The sequence below is a fragment of the Aromatoleum aromaticum EbN1 genome (assembly GCF_000025965.1).
GTDB classification, from domain to species: Bacteria; Pseudomonadota; Gammaproteobacteria; order Burkholderiales; family Rhodocyclaceae; genus Aromatoleum; species Aromatoleum aromaticum.
The window spans coordinates 2,642,827-2,667,895 of record NC_006513.1 but is presented as its reverse complement, the minus strand read 5'-3'; the positions used below and the strand labels follow the sequence as shown (position 1 = coordinate 2,667,895).

The following is a 25,069-nucleotide window of genomic DNA, read 5'->3' as shown; positions in this document are numbered from 1 at the left end:
ATGCATGAGCGGCGCATACGGGATAATACTGATACCCTACCTCAACGCAATACCGTTTTTTTGCAGTGCGACAGATGAACACGACACGAGCGAACACGAAACGTCGCAAATCGAAGTCGCTGACGGCGGTCAAGGCGGGCCTGCCGCCGGGCACGCTGGTGCATGTCGGCGCAGTCAAGACGGACCGCCCGCTGATCTCGCTGCTCGCCTACGACGACGACGGAATCGAGGAGCATCGCTTCCAGGGAATTGACGAATCGCGCGCCTACCGGCCGCAGCACAAGCGGCTGTGGCTGAACGTCTATGGCCTGCAGGACGCTGAAATCCTCGCCGAGATCGGACGCCGCTTCGGGCTCCATCCGCTGGTGCTCGAAGACATCCTGAACACTCACCAGCGCCCGAAGATCGAAGACTACGGCACGTACCTATACTGCGTGGCGAGGGTGTTCGAATACGACGGCGCAACGCGGACGCTCGGCTCGGATCAGGTCAGCCTCGTGCTCGGCGAAAATTTCGTGCTGACGTTCCAGGAACGGCGCAGCGGCACTTTCGAGCCGATCCGCGAGCGAATGCGCATCCCCGACTCACCGTTCCTGCAGCACGGCACCGACTATCTCGCCTACACGCTGCTCGACGCGATCGTCGACCAGTATTTCGTCATCGTCGATCGCCTCGGAGACACCGCCGAGGATCTCGAAGACGATGCGCTCGCCAGTCCGACGCCCGCGCTGCTGAAAACGATCAACCTCGTCAAGCACGACACGCACCTGCTGCGACGGGCGATCTGGCCGTTGCGGGAGGTGCTGAACGGCCTGATCCGGGGCGAGAGCAGATTCTTCAGCGCCGACACCCGCCTGTACCTGCGCGATATCTACGACCATCTGGTCCACGTCGTCGAGACGCTCGACGCCGTGCGCGAACTGCTCGGCGACCTGATGGATATCTATTTGTCGTCGGTCAGCAACCGCCTCAACGTTGAGGTGCGCATTCTCACCGTGCTGACGACGCTGTTCCTGCCGGCGACGCTCATCACCGGCATCTTCGGCATGAACTTCCAGGTCATGCCGCTGCTCGGCGAGGACTGGGGCTTCTATGTGGCAATGGGGATGATGGGATCGGTGGCCTTGGGCATGGCGGCGATTTTCTGGCGGCGCAACTGGCTGCGGCTATAGTCTCGGGCTTTGCAGTGCCTGCCTCGCCCGCACCGCTGCACACCTTCATGATGGCGAGCGAGATGTTGTCGCCGCTTCCGGCGGCCCGCCGGCGCGCAAGTCGGACGAGCGTCTCGGCTGCCTCCCGCGCCGGGTTTGCCGCGATTACCGCGGCCAGTTCGGCGTCGGGAAAATGGCGCCACAGACCATCGGAACACAGCAGGAAATTGTCGCCGGCCCGTGCGGGAGCTTCGCCGAACGCGATCTGCGGCGGCCGGTGACCACCGAGGCACGACAACAGGACTCCGCGCTGCGGATGAGACGATGCCGCGACCTCGTCCAGCCTGCCCCGGCGCTGCAGTTCGGCGACCAGCGAATGGTCCTGGCTGCGGCGCACCGTCTCGCCTCCACGAAAGTGATAGACGCGGGAATCACCGCAGTGAATCCAGCCCGCCTGTCCGCTCCACAGCATCAGCGCGACAGCGGTGCTGTGCGGATCCGTCCCGGTGCTGGCCCGAACCTGCCGGATACCCCGGTGGGCGTCGGCGACGATCCTCTCCAGCAGTTGCCCGAGACAGCCGGAGTCGGGAACGCAAGCTTCGAAATTCCGCCTCGCCTGGAGCACCACCTGCTCAGCCGCAAGTTCGCCTCCAGCGTGTCCGCCCATGCCATCGGCAAGAATGGCCATCATCGTGCCACGCCACGACGAGTGCCCGAACACCGCGACGCGATCCTGCTGTTCGCTCCGATCCCCGATATGCCGTGCGATGCAAGTTTCGACGATGAGGGGCATGGTGAGGACCGGGATTGACCGCCGGCAATGATAGCCAGCCGCGTCCCGCTGCGGTACGTTCATGCCGATCTGCTGCACGTGCCGCGTGAAATGCATCACGCAATATGTCCACTCATATTACGAAGGAGATAGGCATGCATTCAGGACGCGGCGCACCTTCCTCGATGACCGGGGCCGAAACCGAAATCATATTTGCGGGACGCCGAACACGACCGCCAGGGTCGCGCTCAAAGCACCGTGCCGTTCAGCCGGCTGTCGATGAGCTCGATCCAGTGGCGCACCGGCGTCTGCGTACCCGCCTGCAGATGGGTGATGCAGCCGATGTTGGCCGAGGCGATCAGCGCCGGCCCGCCCGCGCCGAGCGCGGCGAGCTTGTCGTCGCGCAGCCGATGCGAGAGCTCGGGCTGCAGCAGCGAATACGTCCCGGCCGAGCCGCAGCACAGATGACTGTCGCGCACCGGCGTGAGCCGGTAGCCCGCCGCGGCCAGCAGGCTTTCCACGACGCCGCGGATCTTCAGGCCGTGCTGCAGCGTGCACGGGGACTGGAACGCGACGGCGACGGCCTCGCGAGGTTCGCGCTTTTGCAGCAGGGTTTCGAGCCGGCCGGCTTCGGCCGCGACGATCTCACTGACGTCGCGCGTCATCGCGGCAATCCGGGCGGCTCGCGCGGCGTAGGCCGCGTCCTGCGCGAGCAAGTGCCCGTAGTCCCTGACCTGCACTCCGCAGCCCGACGCGGTCATGACGATCGCCTCGATTTCGCCGCGCTCGATCGCCGGCCACCACGCGTCGATGTTGCGCCGCGCCTCATCCCGCCCGCCTTCCTGGTCGTTGAGGTGGTAGCGCACCGCGCCGCAGCAGCCCGTCCCGGGCTGCTCGACGAGCGACACGCCGAGCGCGTCGAGCACGCGCGCAGTCGCAGCGTTGATCGACGGCGCCATCGCGGGCTGCGCACAGCCGGCAAGCGCGATCATCCGCCTCGCATGACGCGCCACCGGCCACGGCCCCGCCCGCCGCACGTCGGGCACTTTTTCCTGCAGCGCTCGCGGCAGCAGCGGGCGCACCAGGCGGCCGGCTTTCATCGCTGCGCCGAACAGGCTTGCGCGCGGCACCAGTTCGCGCAGCGCCCAGCGCTTCGCGCGCTCGGCGCCGCGGCGCGGCACGCGCGCTTCGACGAGGTGGCGGCCGATGTCGGCGAGGCGGCCGTACTGCACGCCGGACGGGCAGGTGGTTTCGCACGCGCGGCACGTCAGGCAGCGGTCCAGATGCAGGCGCGTCTTTTCGGTGACGTCGTGCCCCTCAAGCAGCTGCTTGATCAGGTAGATGCGCCCGCGCGGCCCGTCGAGTTCGTCGCCGAGCAGCTGGTACGTCGGGCAGGTCGCGGTGCAAAAGCCGCAATGCACGCAGCTGCGCAGGATCGCTTCGGCTTCACGGCCTTCCGGCGTGTCCTTGATGAAATCGGCAAGCTGGGTCTGCATGTTCAGAGTCTGTCGTAGAAGCGGCCGGGATTGAGGATGCCGGCCGGGTCGAAAGCGTGCTTGAGACGGCGGTGGATCGCCCTCAGCGGCGCGGGCAGCGGGTGGAAGACGTCGCCTGCGCGGTCGCCGCCGCGAAACCGCGTCGCATGCCCGCCGAGCGCCGCGCTGCGTTCGCGAATGGCGGCGGGCGAAGCGCTGGAACGCAGCCAGCGCAGCGCGCCGCCCCACTCGATCAACTGCTGGCCGGCGAGGTGCAGCGGCGCAGCGGAACTGGGCAGCGACAGCCGCCACAGCGACGTGCCCGCTTCGTCGAGCGCGGCGTCGCCGAAGAAGTCCGCCGTCTGTTCGCGCAGGCCGCCCCAGAACGCGTCGGCCGCATCTTCCGCGACCCCTTCCCCGCCGAGCCGCGCCCGCGCCGAGCGCACTGCGGCTTCCGCGCCCGACAGGCGCACGTTCAACACTCCGTCGCGCCACGCGGAGGCCGAGATCGGCAGCGGCTGGCCGCCCCAGTCGTTGAGCTGCGCGATCGCTTCGGCTTCGCTCATCGCGAGGCTCAACGTCGCTTCGGCAACCGGGCGCGGCAGCACTTTCAGCGACACTTCGAGGATCACGCCCAAGGTCCCGAGGCTGCCCGCGACAAGGCGCGAGACGTCGTAGCCGGCGACGTTCTTCATCACCTGGCCGCCGAACGTGAGCACTTCGCCGCGTCCGTCGAGGATCTTCACGCCGAGCACGAAGTCGCGCAGCGCTCCGGCCGCAGCGCGGCGCGGGCCGGACAGCCCGGCGGCGACGCAGCCGCCGACCGTCGCCGCGGCGCCGAAATGCGGCGGCTCGAACGCGAGCATCTGGCCATGCTCGGCGAGCAGCGCTTCGAGCTCGGCGAGCGGCGTGCCAGCGCGCACCGTGACGACGAGCTCGGTCGGCTCGTAACTGACAACGCCGCAGTAGTCGCGCGTGTCGAACACCTCGCCCACCGGCTCGCGGCCGTAGAATGTTTTTGTCCCGCCGCCGCGGAGCTGCAGCGCGGTCCTAGCCGTTGCGGCGGCCCACACGCGTTCCTGCCACTGCTCAATCAAGTCGCTCATTCGCCTCTGTCCTGATGATTGTCTGATGCTCCGTCCCGGATTCGCCGCGCGCCGCGCTGCGCGACCCCGCGCAGCGCCAGCCACGCGCCGATCAGCGACAGCACCGGCACGCCGACGAGCAGCAGCTGGATCCACCCCTTCTCCATCAGAAGCGGGGGATATCCGGGTACGGTACGTGCCCCTTGCTGACGCGCTCGCGGCCGTACTCGGCGCAGCGGTTCAGCGTCGGAATCGCCTTGCCGGGATTGAGCAGCCCGGCCGGATCGAACGCCGCCTTGACGCGGAAGAACATCGTGATCTCGGGCCGCGCGAACTGGCTGCACATCTGGTTGATCTTCTCGATGCCGACGCCATGCTCGCCGGTGATCGTGCCGCCGAGCGCGACCGACAGCTCGAGGATCTCGGCGCCGAACGCTTCGGCCTGTTCGAGTTCGCCCGGCCGGTTCGCATCGAACAGGATCAGCGGATGCAGGTTGCCGTCGCCGGCGTGGAAGACGTTGATGCAGCGCAGCCCGTACTTGCGTTCCATCGCCTGGATCGCTTCGAGCATTTCGCCGAGGCGCTTCCTCGGGATCGTGCCGTCCATGCAGTAGTAGTCGGGTGAGATGCGGCCCGCGGCCGGAAAAGCCGCCTTGCGCCCGCCCCAGAATTTCATCCGCTCGGCCTCGTCGCGCGACACGCGGATCTCGGTCGCGCCGCCCGCTTCGAGCACCGCGCGCACCCGCGCGATCTCTTCGGCGACTTCCTCGGGTGTGCCGTCCGACTCGCACAGCAGGATCGCTTTCGCGTCGAGCGGGTAGCCGGCATGGACGAACTGCTCGACCGCGGCGGTCGCCGGCTGGTCCATCATTTCGAGCCCTGCGGGAATGATGCCGGCGGCGATGATCTCGGCGACCGCTTCGCCGGCGCGGACGACGTCGTCGAACGCGGCAAGCACGCACTGCGCGAGCTGCGGCTTCGGGGTGAGCTTGACGGTGACTTCGGTGACGACGGCGAGCATCCCTTCCGAGCCGCTCATCAGCGCGAGCAGATCGTAGCCCGGGGCATCGAGCGCGTGGTTGCCGATCTCGACGACGTCGCCTTCGATCGTCACGCCACGCACCCGGAGCAGGTTATGCACCGTCAGGCCGTACTTCAGGCAATGCACGCCACCCGAGTTCTCGGCGACGTTGCCGCCGATCGTGCACGCGATCTGCGACGACGGGTCCGGCGCGTAATAAAGCCCGTGCGGCGACGCCGCTTCCGAGATCGCGAGGTTGCGCACGCCCGGCTGGACGACGGCGGTGCGCGCATGTGGGTCGAGATGCAGAATCCGGTTGAAGCGCGCGAGCGACAGTACGACGCCATGCGCATGCGGCAGCGCGCCGCCCGAAAGTCCTGTCCCCGCGCCGCGCGCGACCACCGGCGCGCCCAGTTCATGACAGGCGCGCAGCACCTCGATGACCTGTTCTTCGCTCGTCGGCAGCGCAACAATCAGCGGCAGCTGCCGGTATGCGGAAAGGCCGTCGCATTCGTACGGGCGCAGGTCCTCGGGGTCATACATCAGCGCCCCGGCTGGCAGCACGCGCGCCAGCGCTTCGACCAACCGCACCTTGTCGACCGCTGAAAAATCGACGTCCCGCTCACCCGGTGCCGGTGCCGGTGCTTCGGCGTCGAAGTTCATGGTGCCCACTCCAGTCGTTCATTACCCCAGCGCAGCGGATCGAGTCCGAGGCGGCGCGCGGCGCATACGAGATGAGTCTGCGCCGCAGTGCGCGCGGCGTCCGCATCGCCACACGCGATCGCGTCGAAAATCCTTGCATGTTCGGCCTGTGCCTGCCGCACGCGTCCGCTGCGGTGGCCCTCACCGCTCCAAGTCGGCGCCCGGGAATCGGAGAACTGCCGTCCCATGAAAGCCTGGAAACGCTCGATATGCGGATTGTGCGTCGCCGCCGCGATGGCGACATGGAATGCGTCGTCGTCGCCCACCGCATCGGATTCCGTCGCCAGCGCGTCGTCCATCCGCGCGAGCGCTTCGCGCATACGCGCCAAGTCCGCCGGCGTGCGGCGCAGCGCGGCGCGCTCGGCCGCACCGGTTTCGACGAGACAGCGCAGCTCGAAAACATTGGAGATCTCGTCCGTCGGGATCGTGGCGGATGGCGACGGTCCGTGCAGCAGGCGGAAGCTGCCCTGCCCCGGACGGGCGGCGACATAGGCGCCGGAGCCCTGGCGCGTCGTCACGCATCCGTCGGCCTTGAGCCGGGAGATCGCTTCCCGGATCACCGCCCGGCTCACGCCGAATTTCTCGCACAGCAGCTTTTCCGTCGGCAACTGCGCACCCTTCGGGAGTTGCTGCTCGCTGATCCACTGCTCGAGCTGCCGGGCGACGGCAGCGCTTAGATGGGGAGGACGTTCGGGTATCGGGATGGCGCTCATGTCTTCGCAAATTTGTCTGACAACTTCCGAATGCTAACCTCCAAACGTTTCGATGTCAGCATCGGGACTTACCCTGATGCGCCCCTGCGGATTGCGCCATGCATCCATCCGCCATTTGCTACCATCGACTTCCCGCCCGCCGCCCTCCGAGGCTCCGGTTTCGATGACCTCGCGCCCGCCGCTGATCGACCGCCTGCTCCCCTTCCTCGCCTGGCGTCGGCAATGGTCGGCAGCGTCGCTGCGCGGCGACCTGATCGCCGGCGTCACGGTGGCGCTGATGATGATCCCGCAGTCGCTGGCCTACGCACAACTCGCCTCCCTGCCGCCTCATGTCGGCCTTTACGCCGCGCTGCTGCCGGCAATCGTCGCGGCGCTGTTCGGCTCCTGCGCGCAGCTGTCGACCGGCCCCGTCGCGCTGACGTCGATTCTCACCGGTGCGAGCCTGCTGCCGTTCGCCGACCCGGCGTCCCCGACCTTTCTGACGCTCGCGATCCTGCTCGCGCTGCTGTCGGGACTCATCCAGCTGGCACTCGGTGCGCTGCGCGCCGGCTGGCTGCTGAATCTCCTTTCCCGCCCGGTGATGACCGGCTTCATCAACGCCGCGGCCCTGATCATAGGGCTGTCGCAGCTGCCGGCGCTGCTCGGCATCGTGATGCCGCAGTCGACGCATTTCCTGGTCGACTTCTGGACCGCGCTGGGAGCCCTCGACACCGCGCATCCGCTGTCGGCGGCCTTCGGTGCAGGCTCCCTGCTCGCACTGCTCCTGCTCAAGCGTTTTGCGCCAGGAGCCCCGGCGGTGTTGATCGTCGTCGCCTGCGCAACCGCGATCTCCGCCGCAGTCGGCTACGGCTCGCGCGGGGGCGCGGTCGTCGGAGCGATCCCGGCCGGTCTCCCCGTCCTCGGCGTTCCGGAATTCGATTGGAATGCCGCCGTCGCGCTGATCCCGACTGCCTTCGTCATCGCGCTGGTGAGCTTCATGGAAGCGACTTCGAGCGCCAAGCTGATCTCCGGAAAAAGCGGCCAGGACTGGAACCAGAACCAGGAACTGATCGGCCAGGGGCTGGCGAAAATCGCCGCGGCGATCAGCGGCGCGCTGCCGGTCAGCGCGTCGTTCTCGCGCTCGGCGCTCAACTACGTCTCCGGCGCGAGGAGCGGCCTCTCGTCGCTGATCGCCGCCGCGTGCGTGCTCGTGACGCTGCTCTACCTTACGCCGCTCCTGTGGCATCTGCCCAAGCCGGTGCTCGCCGCGATCATCCTGCATGTCATCACCGGCCTGATCGATTTGCGCGCGCTCGCCCGCGCGTGGCAGGCCGGGCGCGACGACGGCCTCGCCTCGTCGCTCACCTTCATCGGCACGCTGGTGTTCGCGCCGAACATCCAGAACGGCGTGGTCGCCGGATTGCTGCTGTCGCTGGCGCTGATGCTCTACCGCGAGATGCGCCCGCGCACCGCCCTGCTGGGCCTGCACCCCGACGGCACTTATCGCGACCTCGCACGCTTCGGACTCGAACATCCCGATCCGGCCATCGTCATCCTGCGCTTCGACAGCCCGCTCACGTTCGTCACCGCTGCGGCCTTCGAGCACGCCGTGCTCGCCGCAGCGGCGACCCACAACGGCGTGCGCACCGTGCTGATCTCCGCCGCGGGCATCAACACGATCGACGCGACCGGCCTGCACACCCTCTCGCTGCTCATCGAGCGGCTGCGCGGGACGAACAGGAACCTGGCTTTCTGCGGCCTGAAAAAACAGGTCATCGACGTGATGCAGAAAACCGGCTTGTGGCTGCGGCTCGGCAAGCACGCCGATTACCGGACCGAACACCAGGCCCTCGAAGCCCTGCGCCAGGATGCCCCGGAAGTCACGCCGAAGCGCTGATTCCATTTTGTTTTCTTGCACCCACCCGGGCTTCTACGATACCATCCGAGGTTTTCCGAAATCCGAATTCCCTGGAGCATCGTATGGCTCGCGTCTGTCAAGTGACCGGTAAAGCACCGATGGTGGGAAACAACGTTTCCCACGCTAATAACAAAACCAAGCGCCGCTTCCTGCCGAACCTGCAAAACCGCAGATTCTGGAGCGAATCCGAAAACCGCTGGATCCGCCTGCGCGTTTCCAATGCCGCCTTGCGCACGATCGACAAGAAGGGCATCGACGTGGTCGTCTCCGAACTTCGCGCCCGTGGCGAGAAGGTCTGACGCCCCGCAACTGAAGCAAACGTACGGAGACTCACATGGCCAAAGGCGCCCGCGAAAAAATCAAGCTGGAGTCGACCGCAGGTACCGGTCACTTCTACACGACATCGAAGAACAAGCGCACCACCCCGAACAAGCTCGAGTTCAACAAGTACGACCCGGTCGTACGCAAGCATGTGCTGTACAAGGAAATCAAGCTGAAGTGATGTGCTTGGCGGGCGATGCCCGCGCAAGCGTTCGCTCCCCTCGGCAGCAAGAGGCCGCCGGATCGCTCCGGCGGCCTCTTGCTTTCTGGAACCCGTCCCGCGACAGTGATTCAGCGTGCCGGATTGCCAGGACCATCAGGCCTTCTGGATGTTAGAGGCCTGTTTGCCTTTCGGGCCCTGGGTAACTTCGAAGGAAACCTTCTCCCCTTCCTTCAACGTCTTGAACCCGTTCATGTTGATCGCGGAGAAATGCGCGAAGAGATCCTCGCTGCCATCGTCCGGAGTAATGAAGCCGAAGCCCTTCGAGTCGTTGAACCACTTGACAGTACCAGTTGCCATGTTGCCGTAATCCTTGAAAATTGCTTGAAACGATGCAGGAAACCACCCCTTTAGTGCATCAATGCGCAGTAAAACGGAGCCGGTAAAGCCAAATCGGACTACGCAAGCAGCCAAAACGTGCAGAACCGCCGCGTTTAGCTTCGCATTTCGCACGATTCTGCTTTTACGCATTTGCGCGAACAGCGTCAAGCGTTTCATAGGGGGCAGTTTTTTTGCACCGCGTCAATTCCTGCACTCCCCTCTCGCCGTATAACGCCCATCCCCGTTAATGAAGCTGATCGGCACTCCCGGGAGCCGTTCTTGCATCGCAACAGCGCTGACATCGCTTTTTTTGCTGTCGCACGGGCCGTTTTCACTCTCCCGGCGGCCTGTTGCACTCTGCCTCGACTTCATTAGAATGAACCGCATGGCCACTCAAAAGCAGGACGAGTTTTTACTCGAGACGGAGCAAACTCGCACCAAGCCGCCGCCACTTTATAAGGTGCTACTGCTCAACGACGATTTCACGCCTATGGATTTCGTCATAGTCGTGCTGCAGAAATTTTTTGGCATGGACCGCGAACGGGCGACACGGGTCATGCTCCAAGTCCACAGAGAAGGCATGGGGGTGTGCGGCGTTTTTCCGAAGGACGTCGCCGCGACCAAGGTCGAACAGGTCGTCGCCTTTGCCCGGCAGCACCAGCATCCGCTGGCGTGCGTGATGGAGGAAAATTGAGAATGATCGCGCAGGAACTTGAAGTCAGTCTGCACATGGCCTTTGTCGAGGCGCGACAGAAGCGGCACGAGTTCATCACTGTTGAACATCTGCTGCTGGCGCTGCTCGACAATCCGTCGGCCGCCGAAGTCTTGCGCGCGTGCGCGGCAAACGTCGATGAACTACGGCGGGAATTGACGACTTTCATCAACGAGCACACCCCGAGGGTCGAAGGCGCGGACGAGATCGACACGCAGCCGACGCTCGGATTCCAGCGCGTGATCCAGCGCGCGATACTGCACGTCCAGTCGTCGGGCAAGAAGGAAGTCACCGGCGCGAATGTCCTGGTCGCCATTTTCGGCGAGAAGGATTCGCACGCTGTGTACTTCCTCCAGCGGCAGAATATTTCCCGACTGGACGTCGTCAACTTCATTTCGCACGGCATCGCGAAAGCGCCGCAGCAAGGTGCGAATGCACCGGGACGCAGCGAGCCCGAGCAAGGCGAACAGGAGACGGAAACGGCACAACCGGGCGGTGCACTCGAGAATTACACGCAGAACCTCAACCAGCAGGCACTGGTCGGCAAGATCGACCCGCTGATCGGACGCGACCGGGAGCTCGAGCGCGTCATCCAGACGCTGTGTCGGCGACGCAAGAACAATCCGTTGCTGGTCGGCGAAGCGGGAGTCGGCAAGACGGCGATCGCCGAAGGCCTGGCACGGCGGATCATCGAAGGGCGGATTCCCGAGATCCTCGACGGCGCTCAGGTATATGCCCTCGACATGGGCGCGCTGCTGGCGGGTACGAAGTATCGCGGCGACTTCGAGCAGCGGCTGAAAGCCGTGCTCAAGCAGTTGCGTGAAACCCAGAACGCGATCCTCTTCATCGACGAGATCCATACGCTCATCGGTGCAGGGGCGGCATCGGGCGGCACGCTCGATGCATCGAACCTGCTCAAGCCGGCGCTGTCGTCCGGCCAACTGAAATGCATCGGTGCGACGACCTATTCCGAGTTCCGCCAGATCTTCGAGAAAGACCATGCGCTGTCACGGCGTTTCCAGAAAGTCGATGTTTCAGAGCCATCGGTAGCGGAAACGGTCGAGATCCTGAAGGGGCTCAAGAGCCGTTTCGAGGAACATCACAACGTCAAGTATTCGGCGGCGGCGCTGTCCTCTGCGGCAGAACTTTCGGCGCGTTACATCAACGATCGTCACCTGCCGGACAAGGCGATCGACGTCATCGATGAAGCCGGCGCAGCCCAGCGGATCCTGCCGAAATCGAAGCAGCGCAAGCTGATCGGCAAGGGCGAAATCGAGGATATCGTCGCGAAGATCGCACGGATACCGCCGCGCAGCGTGTCGAACGACGACAAGACTGCGCTGATGAACCTCGAGCGCGACCTGAAGAACGTCGTGTTCGGCCAGGAAGCGGCCATCGACGCACTGGCGAAGGCGATCAAGATGTCGCGCTCCGGTCTGGGCAATCCGGCGAAACCGATCGGCAGCTTCCTGTTCTCCGGTCCGACCGGCGTCGGCAAGACCGAAGTCGCGCGACAACTGGCGTTCACGATGGGCATCGAGCTGGTGCGCTTCGACATGTCCGAATACATGGAACGTCACGCAGTCAGCCGCCTGATCGGCGCGCCGCCGGGATATGTCGGGTTCGACCAGGGCGGGCTGCTCACCGAGGCGATCACGAAGAAGCCGCACTGTGTGCTGCTACTCGATGAAATCGAGAAAGCGCATCCGGACATCTACAACATTCTCCTGCAGGTGATGGATCACGGCACGCTGACGGACAACAACGGCCGCCAGGCGGACTTCCGCAACGTCATTCTGATCATGACGACGAACGCGGGTGCGGAATCGATGCAGAAGGCGGTTATCGGTTTTTCTGCCAAGCGTGAAGCGGGCGACGAGATGGCGGATATCAAGCGCATGTTCTCGCCGGAATTCCGTAACCGGCTCGATGCGACGATCTCGTTCAAGGCGCTCGACAACGAAGTCATCCTGCGCGTTGTCGACAAGTTCCTGATGCAGCTCGAGGCGCAATTGCACGAGAAGAAGGTCGAGGCTCATTTTACCGACGAGCTGAAGGCATGGCTGGCCGGCGAAGGCTTCGACCCCATGATGGGCGCGCGTCCGATGGCTCGCCTGATCCAGGACACGATCCGGTCCGCGCTCGCCGACGAGTTGCTGTTCGGCCGGCTGGCGAACGGCGGCAAGGTGACCATCGATCTGGATGCCGACGGGAAGGTCAAGCTGGTCTTCGACCAGATGGAGGCGGCCACGGTGTGATTCCGCGCGCTCCGAAAAGGCGGCCTGTGGGCCGCTTTTTTTACCCCGAAGCATCCGGTGTCGCTCGTGAATGGCATCGCCACAGTACACTTTCCCCCCCTCAAAACGAAGGAAGAAGCATGGAATTCCAGACCGCCGATCTGTGTGATGCCAACGAAAGCCGCGTCAAAATCGTCAGCCCGATGTTCCGGAGCTACGGCGGGCGCGGTGCCTTTTGCGGCCGGATCACGACGCTCAAAGTATTCGAGGACAACTCGCTGGTGCGCACTGCGCTCGAAGGGCCGGGGCAAGGCAAAGTGCTCGTCGTCGACGGCGGCGGCTCGATGCGGTGCGCGCTCGTCGGCGACCAGCTCGCGCTGCTCGGCGTGAAGAATCAATGGGCCGGGGTCATCGTGTATGGCTGCATCCGTGACTCGAAGGCGATCGGCACGATGGAACTGGGAGTGTTCGCGCTCGGCTCCCATCCGCTGAAGAGCATCAAGAAAGGCGCTGGAGATGTGGACATCGCGGTGACGTTCGGCGGCGTAACTTTCACTCCCGGGCATTTCATTTACGCCGACGAGGATGGCGTCGTCGTTTCGGAATCGTCGCTGCTCTGATTCATTCCCCCGCAAGCTGGCGTCGAGCTGCGCCGGCTTCATTCACTGCATGCCCCACTGGAGGCTTTCCACAACGGCTCGGGCAACAGCATTTTCTGCGGCAATGCAGCAGCAATTCATTTCACAACGCCGTCTGCCGTTCCACGATACAAAATGCAGAGTTTAAGCTCCTGAAAAACAAAGCCTAAATAATTTCTTATATCTTATATAAGACCTGTTGCTGCAGAGCGAAAACCTTCCTATACTCCTCCTCACTCGACGCCGCCTCTGCAGCACGACGGCAATCGAACGGAAATGATCCGCGGGCACATCGTCAGACGCGCGCGAGGAACGTTTCCACGCTCATAAATCGTCAGCCAACAAGGAACCTGCCATGACCCTGACCCGCGAACAGCAAATCGCCGCCATCGAGAAAGACTGGGCTGAAAACCCCCGCTGGAAAGGCATCAAGCGCAACTACACTGCCGCCGATGTCGTCCGCCTGCGCGGTTCCATCCAGCCCGAAAGCACCCTGGCGCGCGTCGGTGCGGAAAAGCTGTGGAACCTTGTGAACAACGAACCGTACGTCAATTGCCTCGGCGCGCTGACCGGCGGTCAGGCGATGCAGCAGGTCAAGGCCGGCATCAAGGCGATCTACCTGTCGGGCTGGCAGGTTGCAGCTGACAACAACTCGTACGCCGCGATGTACCCGGACCAGTCGCTGTATCCCGTCAATTCGGTGCCGACGGTGGTCGAGCGCATCAACAACGCGTTCCAGCGTGCGGACCAGATCCAGTGGTCGAAGAACATCAACAAGGGCGACAAGGGCTACGTCGACTACTTCGCGCCGATCGTTGCCGACGCCGAAGCCGGTTTCGGCGGCGTGCTGAACGCTTTCGAACTGATGAAGGCGATGATCCGTGCCGGCGCCGCGGGCGTGCACTGGGAAGACCAGCTCGCCTCGGTGAAGAAGTGCGGCCACATGGGCGGCAAGGTGCTGGTGCCGACCGCCGAAGCCGTGCAGAAGCTGCTTGCCGCGCGCCTCGCCGCCGACGTCATGGGCGTGCCGACGCTGGTCATCGCCCGTACCGACGCGGAAGCCGCCGACCTGCTGACGAGCGACTACGACGCGAACGACAAGCCTTTCCTGACTGGCGAGCGCACGGCTGAAGGCTTCTACAAGACCTCCAAGGGGCTCGACCAGGCCATCTCCCGCGCAATCGCCTACGCTGAATATGCTGACCTCGTGTGGTGCGAAACCGGCACGCCGAACCTCGAGTTCGCGCGCAAGTTCGCCGAAGCCGTGCATGCCAAGCACCCGGGCAAGATGCTGGCCTATAACTGCTCGCCGTCGTTCAACTGGAAGAAGAACCTCGACGATGCAACCATCGCCAAGTTCCAGCGCGAACTCGGCGCGATGGGCTACAAGTACCAGTTCATCACGTTGGCCGGCATCCATTCGATGTGGTACAACATGTTCGACCTCGCCCAGGACTACGCGAAGCGCGGCATGTCGGCTTACGTCGAGAAAGTCCAGGAACCCGAGTTCGCCGCACGCGACCGTGGCTACACCTTCGTGTCGCACCAGCAGGAAGTCGGCACGGGTTACTTCGACGAAGTGACGACGGTGATCCAGGGCGGCACCTCGAGCGTTACCGCGCTGACCGGCTCGACCGAAGAAGAACAGTTCCACTGATCGTTCCGATTCGGGCAGGCCGCCATCAGGCCTGCCCGTCGCAGCAAGCCGCGTTCACAAGACGCGGCTTTTTGTTTGGGGAACGGCATCCGTTTCGCGCAGGGCTGGCTGTGAAAGCACGGCCCCGCGCAATTTTCGCTTTCGCTCCCTGGCGGCCGAGGCCGTCAGCACGAACTCACGGTGCGGGAGTCGGCGCCGGGGAACGCTCCATGCGCCCCGGCCGTTGTTGCCAATCGCCCCGGCGAGAGCCACCGACGCGAAACTGCTCGTCGAAGGTCTTCTTCTGCGCGGCATCGAGCACCTCATAAAGCTTCGCGGCGGCCGCGTGCATTTCGCGCATCGATGCGAGCCGGCTTTCGGCGAACGTCTCCATGCGCTCCATCCGTTCGAGCGCGGTCATCGGCCGCTCCCCGGCTCGCATCGACTGCATCTGCTCGGCGGCCTTCTGCCCCCTGCTGCGCATCGCGGCGCTGAATGTCTCCCACGCCGGGCGCTGCTCCGGCCGAAGCGCGAGGGCTTCCTGCAGTCTGGCCAGACGCTGGTCCGCGCGTGCACTCATCGCTGCGGAATCCATGCGATGCTTCATGCCGTGCATGCCTCCGTGCATTCCATGCCAGCCCCCGCCGCCTCCGGCAATGGCGACGGGGGCGGCGAAACCCACGGTCGCTGCGACAGCGACGGCAACTGCGGTCTTGATCCAGGTTTTTTTCATGATGGTTCTCCGTGTTGATCTGGAACGCCCTTCGGCTGCGGGCGGCGAAACCATTTGAACACCGGGATGTAAGCCGCATTTGTCCGCAGCACTCCCGTTTGCATGCGCATGTCTCGGCGCGGGCCGGGGATACTCTGGGATACAAGACACTCCCGCTCTCCCCTTATGATTCACATCGGGGCCTCATCCGCCCGTCCCGTTTCGACCGCCGCCAAGCCAGGACATGACTGCCTCCCACGACCACATCCTCATCGTCGACGATGACAAAGAGATCCGCAGCCTGCTCGCCGACTATCTCGAGAAACAGGGGCTGCGCTGCACCACTGCGGCCGACGGACGCGAGATGAAAGCGGCCCTCGAGCGTCATCGCGTCGACCTGATCGTGCTCGACATCATGATGCCGGGCGAGGACGGCCTGACGCTGTGCCGCAACCTGCGTGCCGGTGCGGGTGCCCATGCAAACCTGCCGGTGCTGATGCTCACCGCGCGCGGCGAAGACATGGATCGCATCGTCGGCCTGGAGATGGGCGCCGACGATTACCTGCCCAAGCCGTTCGTGCCGCGCGAGCTCTACGCCCGCATCCGCGCGATCCTGCGGCGGGCTCGCGCGCTACCGCCGAACCTCGAAGGCTCGCCCGCCGATCATGCGGGCCAGCTGCACTTTGCGGGGTGGCGGCTCGATACCGCGGGCCGGCACCTGATCGACCAGGACGGCACCATCGTCCCGCTGTCGGGCGCCGAGCATCGCATGCTGATGGTGTTCCTCACCCACCCGCAGCGCGTGCTCAGCCGGGATCAGCTGATGGAATTGACGCAGGGCCGCGAAGCTGATGCGTTCGACCGCTCGATCGACCTGCTTGTCAGCCGGCTGCGCCAGCGCCTGCGCGACAACGCACGCGAGCCCGCGATCATCAAGACGGTGCGCAACGAAGGTTACGTGCTCGCGAGCACCGTCACCGTCGCCGAGCCGCCCGCCGACTCATGAGACCTCCCTGGCCACGCACGCTGTTCGCCCGCCTGATGCTGATCTGGCTGGTCGGCATCGCGCTGGTGCTGGCGGTGAGCCTTGCGCTGTTCGTCAGCGAACGCGATCGGCATGGACGCGACGTGCTGTTCGAAGGCGTCGCGAGGGAGATCGCCGCGATCGTCGACGTGCTCGACAGCCTCCCGCCCGAGCAGCGCGAGGACTGGATCAGGACGCTTGGCCGGCGCCGCCTGCGGCTCACGCTCGACGTGCCGCCGCCCGACGCGCAGCCGCTGTCAGCTGGTTCTCCACTGCGAAAAGCGCTGAATCAGGCCCTGCCCGAGCGCGCGGTGGCAGTTTTCGAGCGGTCCCGGGCACATGACGACGGCCACCCGCGCCGTCCGCAACCGCTCGCCAGCGTACGCCTCGCCGACGGCGCGCCGCTGACGGTCCGCTTGCCGGGGGTCCTGTTCGGCACTCCACCGCCACTGCCGCCCGGCAGCCTCGTTGCCGCGCTGCTGGCGCTGATCGCCGGCGTCACGCTGCTGTCGTGGCTCGCGGTGCGCATCGCGACGCGGCCGCTGTCGCGGCTCGCTGCCGCAGCCGATGCGCTCGGTGCAGATCCGAACCACCCGCCCATCGACACCGGCGGGCCGGTCGAAGTCGCCCGTGCGGCGCACGCATTCAATCGGATGCAGCAACGCCTGCAGCAGCATGTCGGCGAGCGCACACGGATCCTGGCTGCAATCTCGCATGACCTGCAGACGCCGATCACGCGGCTGCGGTTGCGCGCCGAGCTCGTCGAGGACGAAGCAGTACGGGCGAAAATCCAGTCCGATCTCGACGCCATGCAGGCGCTCGCGAAGGAAGGCCTCGACTACGCGCGCAGCCTGGATGTGAGCGCTGCCGCCAAGGCGATCGACCTCAACGCGCTGGTCGCTGCGCTGTGCGAAGACGCGGGCGACATGGGCTGGCAGGTGACGCTTGCAGGGCGGGCCGGGACGCCATGCCATGCGCGCCTGGACGCGTTGCGCCGCGCGCTGTGGAACCTGATCGAAAACGGCGTGAAGTTCGGTGGCCGCGTCGACGTCACGGTCGCCGAAACGCCGGAACATTTCGAGATCCGCGTGCGCGACCACGGCCGGGGCTTGCCGGAAGCAGAACTCGAAAAAGTGTTCGAGCCTTTCTATCGTGCCGAAGCGTCGCGCAGCCGGGACACCGGCGGCACCGGCCTCGGCCTGGCCATTGCGCGCAATCTGTTGCGCGCACAAGGGGGTGACGTTTCGCTGGCGAACCGGCGCGACGGCGGGCTCGAAGCGCTCGTCACGCTGCCGCACCCGGGCACGCCCAGCAGTGCGGCACGCTGAATGAACCGGAACCGATCCACGGGCCTCGCCGCCCGACGGCCCCGCCGCCCTTAACGCCCGCGCAGCACGATCGCAACGCCTCCGAGAATCGCCACCGACGCCAGTACGAGCCGCAATGTCACGAGTTCGCCGAGCAACAGCACACCGCCGAGCGCGGCGATCACCGGCACGCTGAGCTGCACAGTCGCCGCGCCCGTTGCGCTGAGGCCGCGCAGCGCGGCGTACCAAACGACATAGCCGCCACCGGACGCCAACGCACCGGACAGCACCGCGTACAGCACGCCGGACGACTGGATGTTCACGCCGGCGACACCGAGCATTGCGAGCCCGATCGCCATCGGCACGGTGCGCAGGAAGTTTCCGGCGGTCGCCGCGAGCGGGTTTCCGGTGCCGCGCCCGCGCAGCGAATAGACGCCCCACGCGACACCGGCACCGATCATCAGCAGCGCGCCGCCGAGCGGCGGAGCGGACAGGCCCGGCGACAGCAGATGGATGAACCCGCCGAACGCGAGCAGCAACCCCGCCAGTTGCAACCGCGTGAGCCGCTCGCCACGCACGAGCCCGGTGAGGATCATCGTCGCCTGCACCGCCGCGAACAGCAGCAGCGCGCCGACACCGGTCGGCAACGACACGTACGCGAACGAAAATGCCGCGGCATATGCGAACAGCGCGAACGCGGAGGGCCAGTTCCCCGCCCGCGCGGGCGGGACGCCGCGCGCGCCGAGCAGCAGCGCCAATGCCAGCGCACCCGACAGCAGGCGGATCACGGTGAAGCTCGCCGCGTCGATCGCGTCCTGTTGCAGCGCGAGCCGGCACAGCACCGAGTTCGCAGCGAACGCGAGCATCGCGACCGCCGTCAGCGATATCGCACCGATTTTCGTCACGAGCATTCTCCGGCCGGCGCACCATAGCGGATCGCCAGCGCGCGAAAGCGCGCGACTTCGTCCACGCACCACTGCGCATCGTGTCCGAGTTCCTGGGCGAGCAGCGCCGCGACCGCCGGTGCTGCCGCGGCAGCCCGTGCGGCATCGAGAACCAGCGCGCGGTGCCGGCGCGCCAGCACGTCCTCGACGCCACGTGCAAGCTCGAACCGTGCGGCATGGCGTACTTCGGCCTCGGTCAGCGTCAGGCCGTCCTGTATGCGCCGGGCGGCACCCGGCAGCAGGTCGACGACGGCGCGGTCGCAGCCATAGCAGTCGCCGGAAAAACCGGTGGTCGCGCCGTGCAGGCGCAGCGCGGCGGTCGCTGCCGGGCGTCGCGGCAGCATGCCGAGGGCGCAGGCCTGGTCGACGGTTTCCTCTGCCATTCGCCGGTACGTCGTCCATTTTCCGCCGGTGATCGTCACCAACCCGCCGGGCGACACTTCGATGCAATGTTCGCGCGACAGCCGGTGCGTCGCCGTCCTGTCGTCCTCACCGACCAGCGGCCGCAGGCCGACGAAGATGCTGCGCACATCGGCCCGTGTCGGGGCCGGCGCGAGATAGCGGGCCGCGGTCGCGAGGATGAAATCCACTTCACCGGGCAGCGCTTCGGGCTCCAGCGGAACGTCGGAGCGAGGCGTATCGGTCGTCCCAATCAGGACCTTGCCTTGCCACGGAATGACGAACAGCACGCGTCCATCCGGCGTCTCCGGCACCAGCAGCGCGGTATCGCCCGGGAGGAAACTCCGGTCGACGACGACGTGCACGCCCTGGCTCGGACGCACCAGCGCGCTGGCCGCGGGACGTTCCAGACGCCGCACCGCGTCGGCCCATACACCGGTCGCGTTGATGACGACGCGGGCAGCGATGCGGAAAACCTCGCCGCTTTCCGCATCACGCGCGATGACCCCTTGCACGCGGCCGGCTTCGAGGATCAGACCGTCGACCGGCAGGTAGTTGAGTGCCAGGCCGCCCAGGTCGAAGACCGTGCGCATCAGCGCGATTGCCAGCCGCGCGTCGTCGAACTGGGCGTCCCAGTAGGCGATCCCGCCCCTCAGCCCGGAGGGATTCAAGCCCGGCAGCGCTGCGGCCGTCGCGGCCGCGTCGAGCATGCGGCTGCGCTCGATGCCGTGGATGCCGGCAAGCAGATCGTAAAACCCGAGCCCCAGCCCGAATCGCGCCCGGTCGTGCCAGTGATAGGCCGGCACGACGAAACGCAGCGGATGAACGAGGTGAGGCGCGTTCGCGAGCAGCCGCGAACGCTCGGCGAGCGCTTCGCGCACCAGCCCCAGCTCGCCCCGTGCGAGATAACGCACGCCGCCGTGAATCAGCTTCGTCGCCCGCGAACTGGTTCCTTTCGCGAAGTCGCATGCTTCGACGAGCAGCGTCGAATAGCCGCGTGCGGCGGCATCGACCGCGCATCCGAGCCCGGTCGCACCCCCGCCAATGACGACCACGTCCCAGCGCTGCGACTTGCGCAGGCGATCGAGCAGCACCGTGCGGGCAAGTCGGCGCTCCGCCGCAGCGGATCGGGCGTGCGCATGAAGACTGGTTTCCTGGACGCTCCCCTCCTCGCCGCCCGCACTCATGCCGCGACCCAGCCCCGGGCCCGTTCGACCGCCCGCCGCCAGCGCGCGATTGCCGCCTCGCGCCGATCCTCAGCCATCACCGGCTCGAAGCGGCGTTCGGCGCGCCAGTGCGACGCAAGCTCCTCGATGCCGGACCACATCCCCACTCCGAGCCCCGCGAGATACGCCGCTCCGAGCGCAGTGGTCTCGAGCATCTTCGGACGGACCACCGGAACCCCGAGCAGATCCGCCTGGATCTGCATCAGCAGGTCGTTTGCCGCCGCCCCGCCATCGACTCGCAGTTCGGCCAGCGGCCCGGCGCCGTCACGGTCCATCGCGGCGACGAGATCCACCGTCTGCAGCGCGATCGCCTCGAGGGCCGCACGGGCGATGTGCGCAGCACCCGTGCCGCGGGTCAGCCCGAACAACGTGCCGCGCGCGTACGCGTCCCAGTACGGTGCGCCGAGCCCGGTAAACGCCGGCACCAGCACGACGCCCTCGCTGTCCGGGACGCTCGCAGCGAGCGCCTCGACGTCCTCGGCACGCCTGATCAGCCCCAGCCCGTCGCGCAGCCACTGCACCAGCGCGCCACCGATGAAAATGCTGCCTTCGAGCGCGTAGCAGGTCTCGCCCCGCGAGCGCCACCCGATCGTCGTCAGCAGGCGGTTCGTCGAGGTCACCGGCGCCGCGCCGGTGTTCATCAGCAGGAAGCAACCGGTGCCGTAAGTGTTTTTCGCCATTCCGGGAGCAAAGCATGCCTGGCCGAACGTCGCTGCCTGCTGGTCTCCGCCGATGCCGGCGATCGGTACCGCCGCGCCGAGCACCTCGGCGCAGGTGGTGCCGCACACTCCGCTGCTGTCGACGACGCGCGGCAACAGCGCGGGCGGAATGTCGAGCAGCGCGAGCAGCGTTTCGTCCCACTCGCAGCGGTGAATGTTGAACAGCATCGTTCGCGACGCATTACCGGCGTCGGTCACGTGCAGCGCCCCGCCGCTGAGATGCCAGACCAGCCAGCTGTCGACGGTGCCGAACGCCAGTTCGCCCGCCCGCGCCCGGGCACGCGCGCCGGGGACATGGTCGAGCAGCCAGGCGAGCTTCGTCGCCGAGAAATAGGCGTCGACCTCGAGGCCGGTGCTCGCACGGATCGTGTCGGCGTGACCAGCCTCGCGCAGCCGGTCGCATGCCGCCGCGGTGCGCCGATCCTGCCAGACGATCGCTGGCGCAAGCGCCCGGCCGGTCGAACGTTCCCACAACAGCGTGGTTTCGCGCTGATTCGTGATGCCGACTGCAGCCAGCGCGGAAGCGGCGACGCCGGCCCGCTCAAGGGCGGTGCGCGCGCAATCGAACTGGGTCGCGAGAATCTCCGCCGGATCGTGCTCGACCCAGCCGGGCTGCGGGTAGTGCTGCGCGAACGTCTGCTGGGCAGCTCCCTTCACCTGCCCGTCGCGGTCCAGCACGAGCGCCCGCGAACTCGTCGTCCCCTGATCCAGGGCCAGCAGATAACTCATGACGCCTCCGGCTGAGTTCGCAATGACGCAAGACTACCGCGCGCCCGTCCGTGTGACCATCCCGGGCGACCGTCTGCCGGCGGCGGACATCGTGATTGAAGCGCCCATCGGCCGGGACTATAGTAGTCCGCATAATTCAATGGCCCTGCGGAGGCAGCCATGATCACGACAGACCACCAACCCAACCTCGTCTCCGTCGCCGTCTTCGGCGAATTCACCCTCGCCGACTACAAGGAGTTCGAAGAGATCGTCAATTACAAGGTGCAGTTCGAAGGCCCGGTCAACCTGCTCTTCGACCTGCGGGAGATGGCCGGCTTCACGCTGGATGTCGCGTGGGAAGAAATCAAGTTCTCGCGTCGCCACGCCCGTGATTTCCGCCGCATCGCAGTGCTGACCGAAGACCAGTGGCTGACGTGGAGCGCATGGATCTCGCAGCTCTTCGTCGAGGCCGAAGTGCTTGTCTTTGCCGACGAAACCGAAGCGCGCAGCTGGCTGGAGGCGGCCGCGGAGCCCGCGCAGTGAACGCTTCGTACAGCACGCTGATCGCCGCTCGCGAGCTCGCGGAGCACCTCGACGATCCCGACTGGTGCATCGTCGATTGCCGGCACGATCTCGCCGACCCCGGCTTCGGACGGGCGGCGTACGAGCGCGGCCACCTGCGGGGCGCGCATTTCCTGCATCTCGACGAGGACCTGTCGGGCCGCATGACCGGTACCAACGGACGCCACCCCCTCCCCGAGCCGGCCGACTTCGCCGCCCGGCTCGGGCGCCTCGGCATCGGCAACGACACCCAGGTGATCGCCTACGACGACGCCGGGGGCATGTTCGCCGCCCGGCTGTGGTGGATGATGCGCTGGCTCGGCCACCGCCGCGTCGCGGTGCTCGACGGCGGCCTCGTCGCGTGGTGCGCGGCAGCGCAGGCACTGACGACCGAAACTCCGTCCGTCCACCCCACGACCTACTCGCTTTCGCTGCAACCCACCGTCGTCGATATCGCGTTCGTGCTCGACCACCTCTACACCGGCGACATCATGCTCATCGACGCCCGCAGCCCGGACCGCTTTCGCGGCGAGAACGAAACGCTGGATCCGGTCGGCGGCCACATTCCGGGAGCGAAAAACCGGTTTTTCCGCGACAACCTCGTCGGGGGTGGCTGTTTCAAGCAAGCTTCGGTGCTGCGCGAGGAGTTCGGCACACTGCTGAAGGGGCGCGACGCGCGCCGCGTCGTCCACCAGTGCGGATCGGGCGTCACCGCCTGCCACAATCTGCTGGCGATGGAGTCGGCCGGCCTGTCCGGGTCGCGGCTCTACGCCGGGTCGTGGAGCGAGTGGTGCGCCGACCCACGCCGACCGATCGCGACCGGCCCGGAGGAATAGGACGCGCGGCACCGGGACAAGCGTAATCGGCTCCAGCCCGCCGCGCACACTCCCGTAGCTCCCGCAACGGCAACAGGCTTCAGAATTTCTCGACCCACGGGCGCAGGTCCATCTCCTGCGTCCACGCGCTGCGCAGCTGGCAATGCAGCTGGAAATAGGCTTCAGCGATCGCCGACGGGTCGAGCATGTCGTCGCTTGCCTCTGCGCTGTGCTCGATGCTGGATGATGGGCGAATGCGCCCGTCGAGGATCACATGCGCGACGTGGATGCCTTTAGGCTGCAGCTCGCGCGCCATGCTCTGGGCGAGCGCCCGCAGGCCGAACTTCCCGACCGCAAGGTTGTGGAAACCTGCGCTGCCTCGCAGGCTCGCTGTCGCGCCGGTGAAGACGATCGTGCCGCCTCGCCCGCCGCGCCCGATCCGTTCCAGCATCGATCTGGCCGCGGCGCGGCCGACGAGAAAACCGCCCATGCAGCCGACGCGCCAGCAGCGCTCGAACTCTTCCGCGGTAGTTTCGAGAAGCCCGCGGGGCACGAAGGCGCCGGCGTTGTAGATCACGACATCCGGCTCGCCGAACTCCGCGCGCACCTGGCTGAAGAACTCCTCGACGGATTTCTCGTTGCCGGCATCGCACGAATACGCTTTCGCGCCATGCCCGATCGCCGCGCACTCCATCGTCAGCGACTCCAGCCGCGCGACGTCGCGGGCCGCCATCGCGACGTTCATCTCCGCCTTGCTGAAACGCCGCCCGAGCGCGCAGCCCAGCCCCGGCCCGGCCCCCACGATCACCGCAAGCTTCCGCTGCTGCTCCATGTCCGCCTCCTACGCATCACGGCGCTCGTGCGGGCGCACCGCGTCTGCCTGAAGCTTAGTTCACGAAAAAAGACTGCGCAGCACAGCGGCCGCAAAGCGGTGCCAGCAGTTGCTACCAGTCGAGCTTCTCGACTTCGCCGAGCGAACGTCCGAGGAAACGTTCGCCGATCGTCTGGAAGCGCAGCGGCACGTCGGTGACGACGAACCGGTACGTCGCTTCGCCCGGATGCGTGTTCGCAAGGCCGAGCGCGTGCAGTTTCGCCGCGGCGAGTTCCGCGGTCGTCAACGCGGAGTCCACGAGCCGCACGCCCGGGCCGACGACGTCACGCAGCAGTGGTTTCAGCAACGGGTAATGCGTGCAGCCGAGCACGAGGCTGTCGACCTCCTCGGCGAGCACCGGCTTGAGGTATTCCTGCGCGGTCAGCCGCGTCACGGGGTGATCGAGCCAGCCCTCTTCGACGAGCGGCACGAACAGCGGGCAGGCCTGCGAATAAACGCGCGCACCGGAGTCGAGCGCGTGGATGCGACGCGCGTAGGCGTTGCTATTGACCGTCGTCGGCGTGCCGATGACGCCGATGCCGCGACTGCGCGACTGGGCGACCGCGGCCTGCGCCCCGGCTTCGATGACATCCAGCACAGGGATGCTGCCCGCACGCTGGCGCACGGTTTCGGCCGCGACCGCAGCCATCGTGTTGCATGCCACGATCAGCATCTTGACGTCCTGTTGCAGCAGGAAGTCGGTGATCTGTTCGGTAAAGTGCCGGATCGTCGCGACCGACTTGACGCCGTACGGAACGCGCGCGGTGTCGCCGAAGTAGACGATATGCTCGAGCGGCAGCCGTTCCATCAGCGCGCGCACGACCGTGAGCCCGCCGATGCCGGAATCGAAAACGCCTATTGGTCGCGAAGAATTCACGAAGA

At 66.2% G+C, this 25,069-nt stretch carries 25 protein-coding genes; 12 read left to right on the top strand and 13 right to left on the bottom strand.

Translation table 11 applies throughout. From position 1 onward, the window contains the following. Window positions 1-74: 74 nt before the first annotated feature. Window positions 75-1,172 carry a magnesium/cobalt transporter CorA gene (gene corA, locus EBN1_RS12680; protein ID WP_041646325.1) on the top strand — a complete coding sequence of 366 codons (1,098 nt, stop codon included), beginning with the start codon at window positions 75-77 and terminating at the stop codon, window positions 1,170-1,172. Here corA and EBN1_RS12675 read toward each other — a convergent pair. From EBN1_RS12675 to EBN1_RS12650, 6 genes are all read right to left on the bottom strand, one after another. Beyond that, window positions 1,060-1,944 carry a protein phosphatase 2C domain-containing protein gene (locus tag EBN1_RS12675; protein WP_083783027.1) on the bottom strand — a complete coding sequence of 295 codons (885 nt, stop codon included), beginning with the start codon at window positions 1,942-1,944 and terminating at the stop codon, window positions 1,060-1,062. The two genes, corA and EBN1_RS12675, sit on opposite strands and share 113 nt — an antisense overlap. A gap of 227 nt (window positions 1,945-2,171) precedes the next feature. Then, window positions 2,172-3,419: a glycolate oxidase subunit GlcF gene (gene glcF, locus EBN1_RS12670; RefSeq protein WP_011238356.1), complete on the bottom strand. Its 1,248-nt coding sequence runs from the start codon at window positions 3,417-3,419 to the stop codon at window positions 2,172-2,174. A gap of 2 nt (window positions 3,420-3,421) precedes the next feature. After that, window positions 3,422-4,504 (bottom strand): glycolate oxidase subunit GlcE, encoded by a 1,083-nt coding sequence (glcE, locus tag EBN1_RS12665; protein ID WP_041646321.1) that lies wholly within the window; start codon window positions 4,502-4,504, stop codon window positions 3,422-3,424. Next, window positions 4,501-4,650, bottom strand: coding sequence for a hypothetical protein (locus tag EBN1_RS12660; RefSeq protein WP_162014363.1), 150 nt, complete (start codon window positions 4,648-4,650; stop codon window positions 4,501-4,503). The genes glcE and EBN1_RS12660 overlap by 4 nt, the downstream gene beginning before the upstream one ends. Next, a complete protein-coding gene (locus tag EBN1_RS12655; protein ID WP_011238354.1) occupies window positions 4,650-6,167 on the bottom strand; it encodes an FAD-linked oxidase C-terminal domain-containing protein in 1,518 nt (505 codons plus the stop codon). Before EBN1_RS12655 ends, EBN1_RS12660 begins: the two co-directional genes overlap by 1 nt. Continuing rightward, window positions 6,164-6,919: a FadR/GntR family transcriptional regulator gene (locus tag EBN1_RS12650; RefSeq protein WP_041646319.1), complete on the bottom strand. Its 756-nt coding sequence runs from the start codon at window positions 6,917-6,919 to the stop codon at window positions 6,164-6,166. Before EBN1_RS12650 ends, EBN1_RS12655 begins: the two co-directional genes overlap by 4 nt. Window positions 6,920-7,082: 163 nt before the next feature. On the opposite strand from EBN1_RS12650, the gene EBN1_RS12645 reads away from it, so the two are divergent. The 3 genes from EBN1_RS12645 (at window position 7,083) to rpmG (ending at window position 9,318) form a co-directional block, all read left to right on the top strand. Next, a complete protein-coding gene (locus tag EBN1_RS12645) occupies window positions 7,083-8,795 on the top strand; it encodes a SulP family inorganic anion transporter (protein WP_011238352.1) in 1,713 nt (570 codons plus the stop codon). An 83-nt stretch (window positions 8,796-8,878) separates the two neighbouring features. Next, on the top strand, window positions 8,879-9,115 hold the full coding sequence (gene rpmB, locus EBN1_RS12640; RefSeq protein WP_011238351.1) for a 50S ribosomal protein L28: 237 nt from the start codon (window positions 8,879-8,881) through the stop codon (window positions 9,113-9,115). 35 nt (window positions 9,116-9,150) lie between these two features. Then, window positions 9,151-9,318, top strand: a complete 168-nt coding sequence (gene rpmG, locus EBN1_RS12635) for a 50S ribosomal protein L33 (protein WP_011238350.1) — start codon at window positions 9,151-9,153, stop codon at window positions 9,316-9,318. A gap of 135 nt (window positions 9,319-9,453) precedes the next feature. Here rpmG and EBN1_RS12630 read toward each other — a convergent pair whose 3' ends face one another. Beyond that, the gene (locus EBN1_RS12630) at window positions 9,454-9,657 is read right to left on the bottom strand and encodes a cold-shock protein (RefSeq protein ID WP_011238349.1); all 204 of its coding nucleotides are present in this window, start codon (window positions 9,655-9,657) and stop codon (window positions 9,454-9,456) included. A gap of 406 nt (window positions 9,658-10,063) precedes the next feature. Here EBN1_RS12630 and clpS point away from each other — a divergent pair, with 406 nt between their 5' ends. The 4 genes from clpS to aceA all read left to right on the top strand — a co-directional run bounded on the left by clpS (window position 10,064) and on the right by aceA (window position 14,922). Continuing rightward, entirely contained in the window at window positions 10,064-10,372 is a 309-nt protein-coding gene (gene clpS / locus EBN1_RS12625; protein WP_011238347.1) for an ATP-dependent Clp protease adapter ClpS, read from the top strand. A gap of 2 nt (window positions 10,373-10,374) precedes the next feature. After that, on the top strand, window positions 10,375-12,648 hold the full coding sequence (clpA, locus tag EBN1_RS12620; RefSeq protein ID WP_011238346.1) for an ATP-dependent Clp protease ATP-binding subunit ClpA: 2,274 nt from the start codon (window positions 10,375-10,377) through the stop codon (window positions 12,646-12,648). A gap of 119 nt (window positions 12,649-12,767) precedes the next feature. After that, window positions 12,768-13,247: a ribonuclease E activity regulator RraA gene (gene rraA / locus EBN1_RS12615; RefSeq protein WP_011238345.1), complete on the top strand. Its 480-nt coding sequence runs from the start codon at window positions 12,768-12,770 to the stop codon at window positions 13,245-13,247. Window positions 13,248-13,620: 373 nt separating this feature from the next. Beyond that, entirely contained in the window at window positions 13,621-14,922 is a 1,302-nt protein-coding gene (gene aceA / locus EBN1_RS12610) for an isocitrate lyase (RefSeq protein ID WP_011238342.1), read from the top strand. Between the two features lie 175 nt (window positions 14,923-15,097). Here the strand turns inward: aceA and EBN1_RS12605 are convergent, their stop codons facing one another. After that, complete coding sequence (locus EBN1_RS12605; protein ID WP_049780271.1) at window positions 15,098-15,634, bottom strand: Spy/CpxP family protein refolding chaperone; 537 nt, start codon at window positions 15,632-15,634, stop codon at window positions 15,098-15,100. 223 nt (window positions 15,635-15,857) lie between these two features. On the opposite strand from EBN1_RS12605, the gene EBN1_RS12600 reads away from it, so the two are divergent. Both EBN1_RS12600 and EBN1_RS12595 read left to right on the top strand, forming a co-directional pair. Then, complete coding sequence (locus tag EBN1_RS12600; protein WP_011238340.1) at window positions 15,858-16,619, top strand: response regulator; 762 nt, start codon at window positions 15,858-15,860, stop codon at window positions 16,617-16,619. After that, complete coding sequence (locus tag EBN1_RS12595) at window positions 16,616-17,965, top strand: sensor histidine kinase (protein ID WP_011238339.1); 1,350 nt, start codon at window positions 16,616-16,618, stop codon at window positions 17,963-17,965. Before EBN1_RS12600 ends, EBN1_RS12595 begins: the two co-directional genes overlap by 4 nt. A 50-nt stretch (window positions 17,966-18,015) precedes the next feature. Here the strand turns inward: EBN1_RS12595 and EBN1_RS12590 are convergent, their stop codons facing one another. Genes EBN1_RS12590 through glpK form a run of 3 tightly spaced genes read right to left on the bottom strand, consistent with a single transcriptional unit; the run spans window position 18,016 to window position 21,961 of the window. Beyond that, window positions 18,016-18,855: a DMT family transporter gene (locus tag EBN1_RS12590; RefSeq protein WP_041646317.1), complete on the bottom strand. Its 840-nt coding sequence runs from the start codon at window positions 18,853-18,855 to the stop codon at window positions 18,016-18,018. Next, entirely contained in the window at window positions 18,846-20,474 is a 1,629-nt protein-coding gene (locus EBN1_RS12585; RefSeq protein WP_011238337.1) for a glycerol-3-phosphate dehydrogenase/oxidase, read from the bottom strand. The genes EBN1_RS12590 and EBN1_RS12585 overlap by 10 nt, the downstream gene beginning before the upstream one ends. After that, window positions 20,471-21,961 carry a glycerol kinase GlpK gene (gene glpK / locus EBN1_RS12580; RefSeq protein WP_011238336.1) on the bottom strand — a complete coding sequence of 497 codons (1,491 nt, stop codon included), beginning with the start codon at window positions 21,959-21,961 and terminating at the stop codon, window positions 20,471-20,473. The genes EBN1_RS12585 and glpK overlap by 4 nt, the downstream gene beginning before the upstream one ends. 159 nt (window positions 21,962-22,120) lie before the next feature. Here glpK and EBN1_RS12575 point away from each other — a divergent pair, with 159 nt between their 5' ends. Next, window positions 22,121-22,483 (top strand): SpoIIAA family protein, encoded by a 363-nt coding sequence (locus EBN1_RS12575; protein WP_011238335.1) that lies wholly within the window; start codon window positions 22,121-22,123, stop codon window positions 22,481-22,483. Continuing rightward, on the top strand, window positions 22,480-23,337 hold the full coding sequence (locus tag EBN1_RS12570; RefSeq protein WP_011238334.1) for a sulfurtransferase: 858 nt from the start codon (window positions 22,480-22,482) through the stop codon (window positions 23,335-23,337). The genes EBN1_RS12575 and EBN1_RS12570 overlap by 4 nt, the downstream gene beginning before the upstream one ends. A 79-nt stretch (window positions 23,338-23,416) precedes the next feature. On the opposite strand, the gene EBN1_RS12565 is transcribed toward EBN1_RS12570, so the two are convergent. Both EBN1_RS12565 and murI read right to left on the bottom strand, forming a co-directional pair. After that, on the bottom strand, window positions 23,417-24,148 hold the full coding sequence (locus EBN1_RS12565; protein ID WP_011238333.1) for an SDR family NAD(P)-dependent oxidoreductase: 732 nt from the start codon (window positions 24,146-24,148) through the stop codon (window positions 23,417-23,419). A gap of 112 nt (window positions 24,149-24,260) precedes the next feature. Beyond that, window positions 24,261-25,064 carry a glutamate racemase gene (gene murI / locus EBN1_RS12560; RefSeq protein ID WP_011238332.1) on the bottom strand — a complete coding sequence of 268 codons (804 nt, stop codon included), beginning with the start codon at window positions 25,062-25,064 and terminating at the stop codon, window positions 24,261-24,263. Window positions 25,065-25,069 lie beyond the last annotated feature (5 nt).